10 protein-coding genes are annotated in these 14,710 nt (G+C 35.4%); 5 read left to right on the top strand and 5 right to left on the bottom strand.

Annotation, left to right across the window (positions count from 1 at the left end; genetic code table 11):
• Positions 1-8: 8 nt before the first annotated feature.
• The 5 genes from J5J05_RS07275 (at position 9) to J5J05_RS07255 (ending at position 6,772) form a co-directional block, all read left to right on the top strand.
• Entirely contained in the window at positions 9-1,133 is a 1,125-nt protein-coding gene (locus J5J05_RS07275; RefSeq protein WP_208560020.1) for a glycoside hydrolase family 88 protein, read from the top strand.
• A 219-nt stretch (positions 1,134-1,352) separates the two neighbouring features.
• Positions 1,353-2,138: a glucose-1-dehydrogenase gene (locus tag J5J05_RS07270; RefSeq protein ID WP_208560019.1), complete on the top strand. Its 786-nt coding sequence runs from the start codon at positions 1,353-1,355 to the stop codon at positions 2,136-2,138.
• A gap of 178 nt (positions 2,139-2,316) precedes the next feature.
• Entirely contained in the window at positions 2,317-3,165 is an 849-nt protein-coding gene (locus J5J05_RS07265) for an aldo/keto reductase (RefSeq protein ID WP_208560018.1), read from the top strand.
• 285 nt (positions 3,166-3,450) lie between these two features.
• The gene (locus J5J05_RS07260; protein WP_208560017.1) at positions 3,451-5,376 is read left to right on the top strand and encodes a beta-glucoside-specific PTS transporter subunit IIABC; all 1,926 of its coding nucleotides are present in this window, start codon (positions 3,451-3,453) and stop codon (positions 5,374-5,376) included.
• Positions 5,369-6,772 (top strand): glycoside hydrolase family 1 protein, encoded by a 1,404-nt coding sequence (locus J5J05_RS07255; protein ID WP_208560016.1) that lies wholly within the window; start codon positions 5,369-5,371, stop codon positions 6,770-6,772. Before J5J05_RS07260 ends, J5J05_RS07255 begins: the two co-directional genes overlap by 8 nt.
• 95 nt (positions 6,773-6,867) lie before the next feature.
• On the opposite strand, the gene J5J05_RS07250 is transcribed toward J5J05_RS07255, so the two are convergent.
• The 5 genes from J5J05_RS07250 to J5J05_RS07230 all read right to left on the bottom strand — a co-directional run bounded on the left by J5J05_RS07250 (position 6,868) and on the right by J5J05_RS07230 (position 14,641).
• Entirely contained in the window at positions 6,868-8,748 is a 1,881-nt protein-coding gene (locus J5J05_RS07250) for a hypothetical protein (protein WP_208560015.1), read from the bottom strand.
• Between the two features lie 17 nt (positions 8,749-8,765).
• A complete protein-coding gene (locus J5J05_RS07245) occupies positions 8,766-11,051 on the bottom strand; it encodes a glycosyltransferase family 2 protein (protein ID WP_208560014.1) in 2,286 nt (761 codons plus the stop codon).
• Positions 11,044-12,156 (bottom strand): bifunctional glycosyltransferase family 2/GtrA family protein, encoded by a 1,113-nt coding sequence (locus J5J05_RS07240; RefSeq protein WP_208560013.1) that lies wholly within the window; start codon positions 12,154-12,156, stop codon positions 11,044-11,046. Before J5J05_RS07240 ends, J5J05_RS07245 begins: the two co-directional genes overlap by 8 nt.
• Before the next feature lie 442 nt (positions 12,157-12,598).
• On the bottom strand, positions 12,599-13,702 hold the full coding sequence (locus J5J05_RS07235; RefSeq protein ID WP_208560012.1) for a glycosyltransferase: 1,104 nt from the start codon (positions 13,700-13,702) through the stop codon (positions 12,599-12,601).
• 126 nt (positions 13,703-13,828) lie between these two features.
• Positions 13,829-14,641, bottom strand: a complete 813-nt coding sequence (locus tag J5J05_RS07230) for an aldo/keto reductase (RefSeq protein ID WP_244244659.1) — start codon at positions 14,639-14,641, stop codon at positions 13,829-13,831.
• Positions 14,642-14,710: the final 69 nt, after the last annotated feature.

Raw genomic sequence — 14,710 nt, 5'->3', positions numbered from 1 at the left:
GAATCAGGATGACTGAACTGTATAAACGAGCAATTGAAGAAGCATTAGAAAAAGTAAAAATGAATATTGAGCGATTTGGACGCGCTTTCCCCCACACCAGTACAGAAGGGGTTTATAGTCTAAATGACAACACAGACTGGACAGATGGTTTTTGGGTAGGTGTTATATGGCAAGCGTATGAGTATAGTAAGGATGACGTCTTTTTAATAGCTGCACGTGAGAAAACAGCACAGATGAAAGAACGATTATTAGCAGATAAGCATTTAGATACGCATGATATTGGCTTTTTATATACGCCCACTACTGGAGCGAAATGGCAAATTGAGCAAGATAAAGAAGCTAAGGAACTGACAGTGAAAGCGGCAAATCGCCTGATGGAACGGTATCGTGAAGATTTAGGGATTATCCAAGCATGGGGGCCCTTTAAAGATCCAGCGTTAGGTGGAAGAATCATTATTGATTGTATGATGAATATGCCTTTACTATTTTCAGCAAGTGCATTAACTGGTGATGTGAAATATAAAAAGGCTGCAGTAGCCTTCGTTGATAATGCGAGAAAATATCTCGTTAGAGGAGACGACTCTACTTACCATACTTTTTATTTCGATCAAAATACAGGACAACCTGAAAGAGGGGCAACACATCAAGGCTATGCTGATGGATCGACTTGGACACGCGGACAGGCTTGGGCTGTGTTAGGGTTTGCACTAGCGTATCATTATACGGGTAATCCAGACTATTTAGAAACTTCATTGAGAACAGCTAAATATTTTATCAAACATCTTCCAGATAATTACGTAGCTCATTGGGACTTTGATGCACCCATAGACGAGCATATCAAACCGGATAGTTCAGCTTCTGCCATTGCAGCATGTGGGTTTCATGAATTACTACAGTCATTAGAACCTTCATCTAAAGACTATCAATTAGTAAAAGAAGCACTTGAAAAATCAATGAAAACAATGATAACAGAATATGCATCAAAACCCGACGAGCAAGGTTTGTTGGATCATGGATCTTATAGCGTTCGGGATAACAATTCTCCTGACGATTTTGTTATTTGGGGAGATTATTTCTACATGGAAGCTTTACTAAGAATGGAGAAAGATTTACGTGGTTATTGGTACAACTAAGTAAGTAATATAGAAAAAAAGCTGACTTAATTAAAGTTAGTTTTTTTTCGTGTCAGGAAAAACTAAGAGAATCGCTTTATGATTTTCGTATCAAAGAAGTAATAAAAGGAAAACTGAAGGCAATAAACCTATTTGAGCGTCATTTTTGAGGTTTCTTCTAGACTAAGGTAAGGTTAAGCTAATGAGTTAAATCGAATCAAGTCTTTGAGGAGGAAAAATATGTATACGGATTTAAAAAATAAAGTAGCCGTTGTAACAGGCGGATCTAAAGGAATCGGAGAAGCGATCGCGATTCGATTAGGGCAAGAACGAATGTCCGTTGTTATCAATTATCACAGCGATGAAGAAGGCGCGAATGAAGCCGTTGAAAAAATAGAGAAGAATGGTGGAAAAGCTGTCGCTGTTCAAGCGGATATTGGAGATGAAGAAGGGGCTGCTACTTTGTTAAATGCCGCTTTAGACAATTTCGGTACACTTGATCTGTGGGTCAATAATGCTGGTATGGAAAATAAAGCTTCTACACATGAGTTGAGTTTTGATGATTGGTCAAAAGTGATGAATGTTAATTTAGATGGGGTATTCTTAGGATCAAAAACGGCCTTAAATCAATTTTTGAAAGAAGATAAAAAAGGTACGATCATCAATATGTCTTCTGTACATGATAAGATTCCTTGGCCAACTTTTTCCCATTATGCTGCTAGTAAAGGCGGTGTCAAACTTTTTACTGAGTCGATTGCATTAGAGTATGCCCATAAAGGTATTCGAGTCAATATGATTTCACCTGGTGCGATCAATACAGCGATCAATGCAGAAAAATTTGAAGATGAACAAGCGAAACAAACCACATTGAATATGATTCCAATGGATTATATCGGTAAACCAGAAGAAGTATCTGCAGCAGCAGCTTGGTTAGCTTCAAGTGAATCTAGTTACGTAACCGGTACAACGCTCTATGTAGATGGTGGAATGACATTGTATCCATCATTTGAAAAAGGTGACGGTTAAACGTTACTTTACCTTGTTCTCAGTAAACGGAGGACAAGGTTTTTATTTGATTAATGATAAGTAGGTATAGCATACTAGATACAGATATCTCATTAACGTGATAGACATCATTCCTGTGATTTTGGATCGTTTTCGATATACTAGGTAAAGAGAAAAATAAGAAAGGATGTACGTAAAAATGACATTAATTGAACACTATGAACTCAACGACGGATCAAGTTTGCCAAAGATAGGGTTAGGAACAGTCAATATTCAAGGTGCGACAGGTGTCAATAGTATTTTAACGGCTATTGAAGCAGGGTACCGTGTGATTGATACATCTACGAACTATATGAATGAAGGGATGGTCGGTGAAGCAATCAGGCGATCTTCTGTACCAAGAGAAGAATTGATCATCAGTTCTAAACTTCCTGGAATGGCTCATGATTATGATAAAGCGATCAAGATGATTCAAGAATCACTTTATAGATTAGGTATCGACTACTTTGATAAGTATTTGATTCACTGGCCACTTCCCAAAAGAGGAAAATATGATCAGGCTTGGCAAGCCCTCGTAGATGCACAAAAATTTGGCCTAATCAAAACGATTGGTGTATCTAACTTTTTAGAAGAGCATCTAGAGACGATTATTGAAAAAACTGGTGTCACGCCAGCTACCAACCAAATAGAGAGACATCCTTACTTCAATAACAAAGAACTGGTTGAAACCAATAAACGTTTAGGTATTTTAACAGAAGCTTGGAGTCCCTTTGGTAGAGAGATCAATGACGTCATCGAGCATGAGACGATCGCTACAATTGCCAAAAAATATGATAAGTCACCAACCCAAGTGATTTTAAGATGGAATTTACAAAATGGTGTGATGCCCATCGTGAAAGCTTCTTCGTATAAACATCAAAAAGCTAATCTTGATGTGTTTGATTTTGAATTGACACAAGCAGAGTTGGAAACGATTGATGGATTGGACAAAGGTGAGCCCGGAAGAGTAGAAGGTCAACATCCTAATGAATACGAAGAATTCGGTTAAAAAATAGTCTATGATGACTAAGGCAGTTCCTGTTTTCGGGAACTGCTTTTTTTGATGATAATAGCAACTTACTTTTCTAGCATGAATAAGATGAGAAATGAATCATCTTGCTTTATATCGTTTTAACCAGAAAAAACTTTTATAATCATACGTTAAACTGATTGAAATTTTTGATAGAGTTTACTATGATTAAGTTCTGAATCAAAAATAACACTAATTTTATATAAGTATTTTTTTATTTAGGTAAGACTGAATCAAAAGGTATTTTAAAGCGAGGGATAGCTATTGAATTACGATAAAACAGCCAAAGCCATACTCCAGAATGTTGGAGGGAAATCAAATGTAGATGATTTGACGCATTGCTTCACTAGACTAAGATTTGTTCTTAAAGATCAAGATAAAGTCGATAAAACTGCATTGAACAATATGAGTGAAGTATTATCAGTTGTAGAAAACGGTGGACAGACACAAGTCGTCGTTGGAAATGAAGTACCAAAAGTATATGAAAAAATCGAACCGCTTTTAGAAGATAAAAGAAATAGAGAACATACCAAATTAGATAAAAATGAATCACTAGGAAATCGTGTGCTAAATACGATTGCAGCCATTTTTACGCCAACCATACCGGCCATAGCAGCTTCAGGTATGATAAAAGGTTTGTTAGCGATAGCGGTGATGTTTGCCTTGCGCTTTTATGATGTAGATATTAAGACCTTTAATACTTATGTGATTTTAAGCGCTGCTTCCGATGCGGTCTTTTACTTTATGCCGATTATCCTTGCCTATACTTCAGCTAAGGTATTTAAAGCGAATGAATTTATTGCAATGGTCATTGGTGGAACGCTTGTTTATCCTACACTTATAGAATTAATGACTGGTGATGCAGCAGTAACCTTGTTTAATGTTGGTGTCACGCAAGCAAATTATGCCTCTTCGGTTATCCCGATCATTATTGCAGTATTTATTCTTTCTTATGTACAGCGATTCTTTGAACGGATCATACCGGAAGTCTTGAAAATCATTGTTGTACCTACTTTATCTCTACTCGTGATGATTCCAGCAACGTTATTGGTTTTTGGGCCGATCGGTATTTACATGGGTAATGGTGTCAATTGGGTGTATTACTATATCATGGACTTTAGTTCCATTCTTTTGGGTGCATTTGTGGGTGGCTTATGGTGCGTTTTAGTCGTATTCGGCGCGCATAGAGCGATCATTCCTATTGGTATACAAGACGTGGCTCAAAATGGCCGCCAAAACTTATTAGCATTTGCTGGTGCTGCAAACTTTTCTCAAGCAGGTGCAGCGTTAGGTGTGTTCTTCAGAACTAAAAACAAAGCACTTAAAACAGTAGCCTTATCTGCCTGTGTAACAGCTCTTTTTGGTATTACTGAGCCCGCAATATATGGAGCGAACTTAAGGCTTAAAACACCAATGATTTATGCTGTAATTAGTGGTGCACTAGGTGGCGCGATCATGGGGTGGGGAGGTTCTTACGGAAATGCTTTTGCAAACCAAGGAATCTTAACGATTCCCGTTTATGCAGAAGCAGGAACGACCGCTTTTCTAGCTTATCTAGTAGGGATTGCCGTAGCATTCTTTGGTGCTTGTGCAATGACAGTCATATTAGGTTTCAAAGATTTACCAAGTGATACAGAAGAAGCTGTCGCTACTGAAACAGATCAATTGACGATGAATACAGATGTTCAAAACGCGCCTACACTATTAGCATCAGAAGCAGATAAAATCCTTGGAGCACCAGTAGAAGGAAAATTGATTCCGCTAAATGATGTAGAAGATGAAGTTTTTGCATCTGGAGCTATGGGTAAAGGTTTCGCCATCCTTCCTAGCAAAGGTGAGGTCGTCGCTCCAGATGACTGTACAGTCACCGCGTTTGCGCCTACGATGCATGCCATTGGGCTAACGTTAGATAATGGATTGGAAGTATTGATTCATGTAGGGATAGATACTGTAGAATTGAATGGTCAGTATTTCAGAAAATTTGTTACAATAGGTGATAGATTGAATAAAGGGGATAAAATCCTTGAGTTTGATATTGATGCTATTCACTCAAAAGGCTACGATATGACTACACCAGTCGTCGTTACAAATACGAACGAATTTAAGGATATTCAAAGTGTCAGTAGAACGAACACACTGAAATTAGAAGATATTTTAATGATTAAAGACAAGGAGACCAGTTATGCGTAACCATTTTCCAAAAGATTTTTGGTGGGGTGCTTCCTCATCGGCTTTTCAAATAGAAGGTGCTTGGGATAAAGACGGTAAAGGAATGACCGTTACTGATTTCAATTCTTTTAAGAAATCAGACAAACAAGCTGACACCAAAGTAGCCAGTGATTTTTATCATCATTATAAAGAAGATATATTGCTGATGAAAGAACTCGGTATGAACACTTATCGTTTTTCTATCTCGTGGGCGAGAATCCTACCCGATGGTGATGGAGAAATCAACCAGAAAGGAATCGATTTTTACAATAAAGTTATCGACTTTCTTTTAGAACAGGATATCCTACCGTTTGTCACGCTTTACCATTTTGATTTACCTTTTGCGCTAGTAGAAAAATATAATGGTTGGGAAGACCGCCGAAGTGTTTATGCATTTGAACGCTTTTCTAAAATCTGTTTCGAAGCTTTTGGCGATAGAGTAAAAAATTGGCAAGTAAACAATGAACAGAACTTGATGATTCGAGTGAATGAACGGATGAATATGTACGATGTATCAGAAGAAGATGCTGAACGCGTTCGTGCTCAAATGGATTATCATATGTTTGTAGCACATGCTTTGTCTACGAATGCTTGCCATGAATTAGTTGAAGGCGGAAAAATTGGTCCCGCAGTATCTTCAACCGTTACCTATCCAGCTTCCAACAAACCAATGGATGTTTGGGCAGCAAAAATGAATGACAACTTTAAAACTAATTATGCGTTAGATATGTATTGTTATGGAGATTATCCAGGGTATTATAAAGCTTACCTTGCTAAAGTTGGAATTGAACCCGTTAGAGAGCCAGAGGATGCAGCGATTTTGACACGCGCAAAACCTGACTTGATCGCCTTGAATTATTACCGTACGCTAGTAGCAAGTTATCTTCCCGAAACAGAAGAAAATCCTTACGGTACAAAAGTGAATGAGATTGATTACGACTTATATGGTTATTTTAAAATCGAAAAAAATCCTCATTTAGAATCAAGCCAGTACGGTGCTCAAATTGACCCAATGGGTCTCAGACTAGTATTGAATGATTACTACGATCGGTACAGATTACCATTAGTGATCACTGAAAATGGTTTAGGTACACCAGATACATTGACGAAAGATGGAAAGATTCATGATGACTATCGTATCGATTATATCCGAGATCATATTGCGGCTTGTAATGATGCCATTGCTGATGGTGTAGACTTGATTGGGTATTGTCCTTGGGCTGTTATCGATATTTTGAGTTCTCATCAAGGCTTTAAAAAGCGTTATGGGTTTGTGTATATCAATCGTGAAGATCATGATTTAAAAGATATGGCTCGAATCAAAAAAGATAGTTTTTACTTCTATCAAAAAGTCATTAAAAATAATGGGTTATCATAAACAATAGCATCATCACAAAAAGCCGTCACTACAAGGGGAAATCCCTCAATGTGACGGCTTTTTGTGATGAACTCGTTAGTAAACGGCTCTTAATTTTAGTTATTGTTTTCTTTTGAAAGAGCAGAAGTTACTCTTGTTAATTGGTGCTGATTTATTTCATAAACGCCTTTAACTGGTTGTTCTGGATCAGCTGCGCTGATCATTTCGGATAACTGACTATTCTCATCTAACAGAATAACATAATCATATGAATCAATAGAATCTAATGTCTCCTCAGTTAACGTTGAAAACGTATCGACATTTGGTGAAAATAAAAAGTATTTAGCTGCATATTCTAATGCATAGCTCAAAACTTGCTGATCTGTATTATTTGCATAGATGAAATAGCGATTCTTGGTATCTAATGTCGTTTGATCACCGACAACTTTTTTCACTTGTCCAGGTACACTTTCTGCGTAAGCTGAATTCATACTATTCATTCCATTAATCTCAGATAACAATATAGAAAGCGCTATGGCAGTACATATCATTGCACTATTTTGATAAATCTGTTTAGTTTTTATTGTTTTAAAGGCTTTATAATCTCTCGTATCTCCTTGCTGGATATAAAAACTATTTTCAATATTATAAACAAGATTGATTGAAAGAATCCCAATACTGAATAAAATAATACTCGATAGGTAACGTTCTAGTCCTGCTAAAATCAAGGCTTCTTCAGTTGGCATCGTATAAATGAACATAGCAAGATTTCCTAAATAATAGAGCACAACAATCAAGTCTACCAAAGCAAGTATTCTTAACGTATTCCAACGTTTTTTTAAAAGGAAAAACGCAATAAAAAAGCTGATGATACCAAAAAGATTAATGAGTAATAATCCTCTGGTAGATAAACTATCTAATGAAAAAATTGCTTTAAAAAAGTGATGAATAATTAATTGAATCGTATCAGCAGATTTTTCTGAACTGACTTCCTGAAAGTTCTCTACAGATAGTGTGTGTTTGGAAACCGTTCCTTGTAAAGCGTGTTTCGTATGATAATTCCAGAAGAGAAACGGTGATATAGACAACACAACAATCAATAAATAAGTAACCGTTAATTTGATTTTTTCTTTGATGGATTGGAATCTAGCAGATCTATAAACATAGTAGGCTAGATAAATCATACCTATAGCATAGAAGAATAAGCCGCTGTTTTTGACAATACTAAGCAAACCGAATATTGGTAATGTTAAAATGAATGACCGATAGAGGTGGTCTTTATGGGCAAAGATTATTGCGATAATTGCTAAAGTCAGTAGGGGTAGAATGAAATCTACCAGTAAGTTGTTGATTCTAATAGAGATATTGAATATCGTCATCGTAGAAAAGGAAACACCTAATACACTGATGAGTAAATACCGTTTAGTGTCTCTTATCACACCAAATAGGGCATAAAAGCAAGATAGAATTAGAAAGGATTGCGCTACTAGTACCGTTCCTTCAGTGTAACCTACGATTCTACTCACATAATATAAAAAAGAACTACTACCTAACGGATAGGTTTTAAAATCAATGATGGCTGAACTAGCAGTGGGGAAAGCATCTAAATTCACCATATATTTAACGATCAATGCCCAATGAGAGAAATTGTCATAGTGGATCATCTCTGTATTGATTAAAGAACCGAACAAAACAATCGCTGCGAATAGAAAACTAACATTTATAATCGTAAAATGTTTTATAAGACTTATGAAAGTAGGTTTGTTTCTTAATAGCTGATGAATAAATAGAGCTAGTCCAACCAGAAAAACAGTCAGTGTAGTTGGATATAGGATATTGAGCAAGCCAGAAAAATAAACCACACAACTAATTGAAGAAAAAACAGTTATCCAAGAGAAATAAGGTTTTGAATGGATTTTTCGCTCAACTAATTGGGTATAACCTAAAAATGAAATGAGCAGTGCGAAAAATTTTAAAAGTGTAAAAAGTGTATCCAACGGTAGTATCTCCTAACTTAACTCAAGCCTTCAGGGCTCAAAGATGTTTTGTACTCGGTGACCCATTCATCTAAAGTTGCAATAAAAACAGGATTTTTAACGAGATAATCATGATTCTTTATGGCATAAAGGTGTTCAGATTTTTGTGAAAAAGATTTACCTTCAACGGGTTCAAAAATCATTTCAACGATAGCATTATCAACATTCAATGTATAGATTTTGGTATCAATGGATCCATTCATATTAGAGAGCATCACGTATTTATAATTGAAATCTTTAATGGTTCCTTTAGTGCCATCATCAAACTGAATCGGTTTATCTAAAGGGATTCTCGCTAAAGTTCTCATATCCGGTCTTTGTTTTTCTATACGATGCGATAAGTTGTTGATCAAATCATCAATTGCTGTCATCCACACATCCAGTTTTACCGGTAGCGAATGGTGACGATCATAAATCAATTGGGTATATTGTCGTTTATCATCATCTGAAATCGTCGTTAATTTAACACCATATAACCAACGATTTTCATTTTCTTTTACGTATCGAATTTCTCCTTCAAATTCCGCATGGTACTCATCATTTGAAATGATAATAGAAATCTCTTCATCATCAGGAATGTATTCAGCTCGGTCAAGTTCGAGTAAGAATCCACCTTCAGATAGATTTAAGGTTTTTCCAGTGATTGCTCTATCTTCAAATTTGATTTGAACCGTCTCTGAAGCAGAGATTCTCTCTGATTTGCGATAGATTTTTCTACCCAACAAAAAGAATACAGCGTAAAGCAGGTTAATCACATTGTAAACCAGCCAGAACAATATAATGCTTCCAAAGAATAATTCGCTACCGTATTTACCGACAGTAAAACGTATGAGCGCAGCAATAGATAAAAATAATAAAATCATGTGTGGAATGGCATAGAGAACTTGTTGTTTAAAAGAGTCGCCTTCTATTTCTTTTTCAGTTACCTTAAATTTCATCTGTTTTAAACCGATACTTTCAAGAATCACTGGAATGACCATATAAGGTGCTAAAATCGTGTCAATAATCTGGCTCCAACGTTGATTACGTGTAGCGCTAGATAAGCTACGCATAGACAAACTATAGAATAAATGGCTTGGACCCCAAAAAAGGAGTAAATCCCAAAAACCACAAACGGCTATACGAATATTGAATAAAGCAAATAGAATAGGGGAGATCGTAAAAATTAATCGTCTAGCAAATGACCACCAGTAAGAGTGGCTGACCATATAACTCATACGAGAAGAAAAAGTCAATTCTTTATTGAAAGGCAAGCGTGTATTTCGAACACTTTGAATAACCCCTCTAGCCCAACGAACTCTTTGGGAAATCAGGTTTTTGATTGAAGTCGGTGCCAGACCGTTAGCGACAACTTCGGTAGTTGCTATGGTACGGTAGCCTTTACTTTGAATAAGAATACCTGTTTCAAAATCTTCCGTGATCGTATCTGTAGGAAAACCACCGATTTCTTCAAGTGCTTTTCGAGATAAAACAGTATTTGATCCAGTATAAGTCGCTGAATTCGAACTGTTTCTCATGACATTGATTTCTTTTGTAAAAAAATCTTGTTCATTGGGAATCGTTGTTTCGGCAAATAAGTTGAATTGAAATAAATCTGGATTATAAAAACTCTGAGGCGTTTGAACGAAGCCGATTTCTTCTGAATAATGAGCATCATCTTTACCCTTGATCCAGTTGTCATTCTCATCTTTCTTGTATTTAGGCAATAAAAAATACGGAACAGATTCCATTAAAAAATTGTTTCTTGGGATCATATCTGCATCAAAAGTGACGATCAATGGCGAATCAGTCATTGATAAAGCGTAATTAAAATTACCTGATTTAGCATGTTGATTATCTTTAACGCCAAGATAATGAACGCCTAAATTTTTAGCAAGAGTAGCTACCTCTTCTCGGTTTCCGTCGTCGCATAGATAGATGTGTACTTTTGATTGGTCTGGATATTTCATGAACGTACTAGCGTTTACAGTGTTATAAAGCAAATCGGTCGATTCATTGTGTGTAGCAATAAAGATATCAATATTTGGATAATCTTCATCTAAAATCATTGGTTTTTCTATAAGCTCTTGTTTGTTTTTTCGCCAAAACAGTTCAAAGGTTCCTAAAGTAGCAGCTGTTTCACTGGCCAAAAGCAAAATGCCCATTACGATGGCAAACCAACCTTCTTGGAAAGGTAACGTGAAGAAAAGCCTCCAGATTAAATAAAGGGTCATAAAAAAGAATGTTACAGAAAATAATATTTTTTGCTTTTGCTTATTACTCAAAATGTAAGTTCCTTTCTTTGTTAGATTGATTAAAGATCCAGTTCTTTTGTATTTGGAAACTAATGATGAATAGTGTCAAATCGATCATTAGCTTAATGAATAAAGGTGAGTTTATTGGTGATCGCTCAGTGATCAACTGAACTAACAATCCTGAAGCGCTCATCTGTAATAAAACGAGGGCAAAGTATTTTATTAAAGTAGACCGTGTATAAGCAGATTTAAAGACCAATAGTTGGTTTGTAAAATAGTTCGTGAGTGATGAAAGGATTCTCGCGCCGACAGTTGCTATGAAAATCGCTGACGGAATCATTCCCGAATTTAGAATATGAAATAAACAATAAAAAACAACGATATCGACAATAAAAGAAACGAATGAAGAGAAACCATATTTAAAAAAGACCGCATAGATTCGTATAGAGTCTAACAAGGGATTGAAATGAGAAGATTGATTATCATTAAGATAAATCGTTTCTATCTTAACTTCTTTAAAATAATAGTGCTGCTTGTGTAAGGATAGAAGCATATTCATTTCGTATTCATAACGATCTCCAGGTAATGAAAGAAGAGTGGGAATCGCTGAAGATGGGATAACGCGTAGACCCGTTTGAGAATCAGATAGCCGGATATGATGAATGGCTTTTAAAAAGAAATAAGTTAATTGATTACCGAATTTACTTCTTAAGGGTATATTCGATTGCTTGAATGAGCGAGACCCCATGATGATATGACTAGGATTTTCTTTAAAGGCAGTCATACATGCGATAATATCTTCAGGGCTATGCTGTCCATCGGCATCAACAGTTGCGATACCTGAAATCTCATTGAGTTGAGTAAGAATATACTGAAAGCCTGTTTTAAGTGCTGCACCTTTTCCTAAATTTGTCGAATGTCTTAATAAAGTACAACGATCGATTGATTTAATTTCATCCCATATAAATTCATTTACTATATTGCTGCCATCATCTACTACAATGATTGAAAGTTCAGATTGAGCATTTAGCAGTGAATAGATTAGATTCAGTAATTTCGAATCCGGGTTTAAAGCAGGTATAACAATGGGTAAGTCTTTAAAAATTTGTTGATTACCTTTAGATTTATTTTTCATAATGATGTATTGTTCTCCTAGACTTAGAGTAGTGTTTACTACTGTTTCGAAATTTCCTGATTCAAACCATTATAGAATTTTTTGGCTTTTTTGACTACCGAATGTCTTTCGAATAAAGGTGCTACTCATTTCCTTGCATCTTTTATATTTAAAATAGTGTTAGTGAAGGATGTATTATAATTGGTAAATCAAATATACCGCTTGAAAATAAACGAAAATACAAATAAGACACTTTATATTATGAAATCATTAACACGAAAATAACATTTTGCGAATATGTCATAAATATGACAAATTATAAAATGAGATTTATAAGGATTGAGATAAAACAACTATTTAGTAAAAGAACAAATAAAAAAAGCGAAGTTTGTACAGCTAATGTCGTACAAGCTTCAACTTTTTTAAATAAAATCATTTAAATTTGTAGATTATCCTTATGGATTCATTTAACAACTTTAGGAAGCTTGTCTTTAAAAACCCAATTCTTTTGAACATAATAACCAGCACAAAAAATGAATAGGTCAACTAGCATTTTCACTACCCATTCTGCATCAAACAAGAAGATATCCACAATGGACTCCACTAAAAATGCTGAAGCAATCATTTGAATTAGAAATAAGGTTACATATCGTATAAAAGCCTTAGAAGAATGCTTACTATTAAATACAAGATGTTTATTTGATAGATAGTTAAAGCAACCAGAGAGTAACCTAGCGCATACTGTAGCGATAATGATGTAGTAAAAAGGTGTCAAACGCTCCAATAGATAAACAAATAGTGCAAATAAAGAAATATCAAGCAAAAAAGAAATTACTGAAGAAAAACTGTATTTCAAGAAAATGGAATAAATTTTGATTGAATCAATCAAAGGATTAAAATGAGAAGATTCATTTTCGTTGAGGTAGATGGTTTTAATGGGAACTTCATTAATCGGTATTTCTTGTTCTTTAAAAAATAATAGCATATTCAATTCATATTCATAACGATCCCCAGGTAAAGCTAGAAGCTTTTTTAAGGTGTAAGTTGGAATAACACGTAAGCCAGTTTGTGTATCCGTTAAGTCAAGACCGTTCATTCCTTTGATGATCTTACGGGTGAGTATATTACCAAATCTACTTCTAAGGGGGACCTTTTCTTTATCAAAGTGCCTACTACCGAGAACAATACTGCGCTTATCCGTTTTAAAAGCCGTCATACATTTTTTTATGTCACTGGTGGAGTGTTGACCATCACCGTCTACCGTGATAACACCCACGTAATCTGACATGTTTTTTAAAATGAAGTCAAAAGCCGTTCTTAATGCTTGTCCTTTTCCCTTATTAATGTGATGGGTCAATAGATAGGTGTTTGAGTACGTTGAGAGGGCTGAAAAGATGGCTTTGCTCTCAGGATTACTTCCATCGTCCACTAAAATAATTGGAATAGATTCACTGATCTCCATTCGAATAGCATTTACGAGGTCTTTTAATTTCTCATCTGGATTTAGAGAGGGAATAATAATGGCTGTTGCATTGTCATTGTTTTGATTGGACGAATGCTGAATCACTGAAAAACCTCTTTTCATTAAAAATATAATAAATGAATCATTGTCTTTAAAATTTTATCATTTTATAGTACTTCTCGTCAAAAAAAGCCGTTATCAGTTGAATGATAACGGCTTAAAGAGATCATTTTATTTTCTAACGTCTTCCATTTCCATCAATTTTTTCAAATCATCTTCAGAAATATTAAAGTCGATTTCTTTATTTTGCACGATTCGTTCTTCATGCGTTGACTTAGGAAGTGGCAAAGTGTCTCTTTCTATACAATATCTAATTAATAGTTGGGCAGGTGTCACTTCGTATTTATTCGCCATCGCTTTGATATCGTTATTATCCAACAATTCACCTGTTGCTAATGGTGAGTAGGCTTCGACAACGATATTGTGCTCTTTACAGAAAGCTAATAGATCCTCTTGGTCTCGTCCAACATAAAACGGTATTTGGTTAGCCATTGGAACAATATCACAATGATCTAACAAAGCTTGGATGTCTTTGATTTCGAAGTTTGATACACCAATCGCTTTGATTTTTCCATCGTTATATAATTTTTCCATTGCTTTCCAAGACTGAATGTTTCCTTCAGTACAGTCTTTACCCATATCATCCCATGGCCATGGGGCATGGATAAGATAAAGGTCAAGGTAATCAACATCAAGATTAGTAACAGTCTCTTCAAAAGCTTTTAATGTTTCTTCATAACCTTTGATTTGAGCTGGTAGTTTACTAGTAATAAAGATTTCTTCTCTTGAAAGGTTATAGTCTTTTATTGCTTTTCCGACATTTTCTTCATTTTTATAGGCTAGGGCAGTATCGATATGGGTATAGCCATTTTTCAAAGCCATTGTCACCGCATCATAGGCTTCCTCGTTAGGAATCTGCCAAGTACCGAAACCGATTTTAGGTATTTCAACATCATTGTGGAACGTAAAGTTTGCTTTATTCATAATATAAACAATCCTCCATTGTGATTTTTGACTACAATAGATAGTTTACCGTAAAATAGAATGTAAGTC

This window comes from Marinilactibacillus kalidii, assembly GCF_017599325.1.
Taxonomy (GTDB): Bacteria; Bacillota; Bacilli; order Lactobacillales; family Carnobacteriaceae_A; genus Marinilactibacillus; species Marinilactibacillus kalidii.
This window is presented reverse-complemented; position numbering and strand designations above follow the sequence as displayed.

Excerpts from the sequence above, each read along its gene's own strand:
- J5J05_RS07240 (WP_208560013.1), bottom strand. The coding sequence starts at position 12,156 with ATGAAAAATAAATCTAAAGGTAATCAACAAATTTTTAAAGACTTACCC.
- J5J05_RS07255 (WP_208560016.1), top strand. The coding sequence starts at position 5,369 with ATGCGTAACCATTTTCCAAAAGATTTTTGGTGGGGTGCTTCCTCATCG.
- J5J05_RS07230 (WP_244244659.1), bottom strand. The coding sequence starts at position 14,641 with ATGAATAAAGCAAACTTTACGTTCCACAATGATGTTGAAATACCTAAA.
- J5J05_RS07265 (WP_208560018.1), top strand. The coding sequence starts at position 2,317 with ATGACATTAATTGAACACTATGAACTCAACGACGGATCAAGTTTGCCA.
- J5J05_RS07270 (WP_208560019.1), top strand. The coding sequence starts at position 1,353 with ATGTATACGGATTTAAAAAATAAAGTAGCCGTTGTAACAGGCGGATCT.
- J5J05_RS07275 (WP_208560020.1), top strand. The coding sequence starts at position 9 with ATGACTGAACTGTATAAACGAGCAATTGAAGAAGCATTAGAAAAAGTA.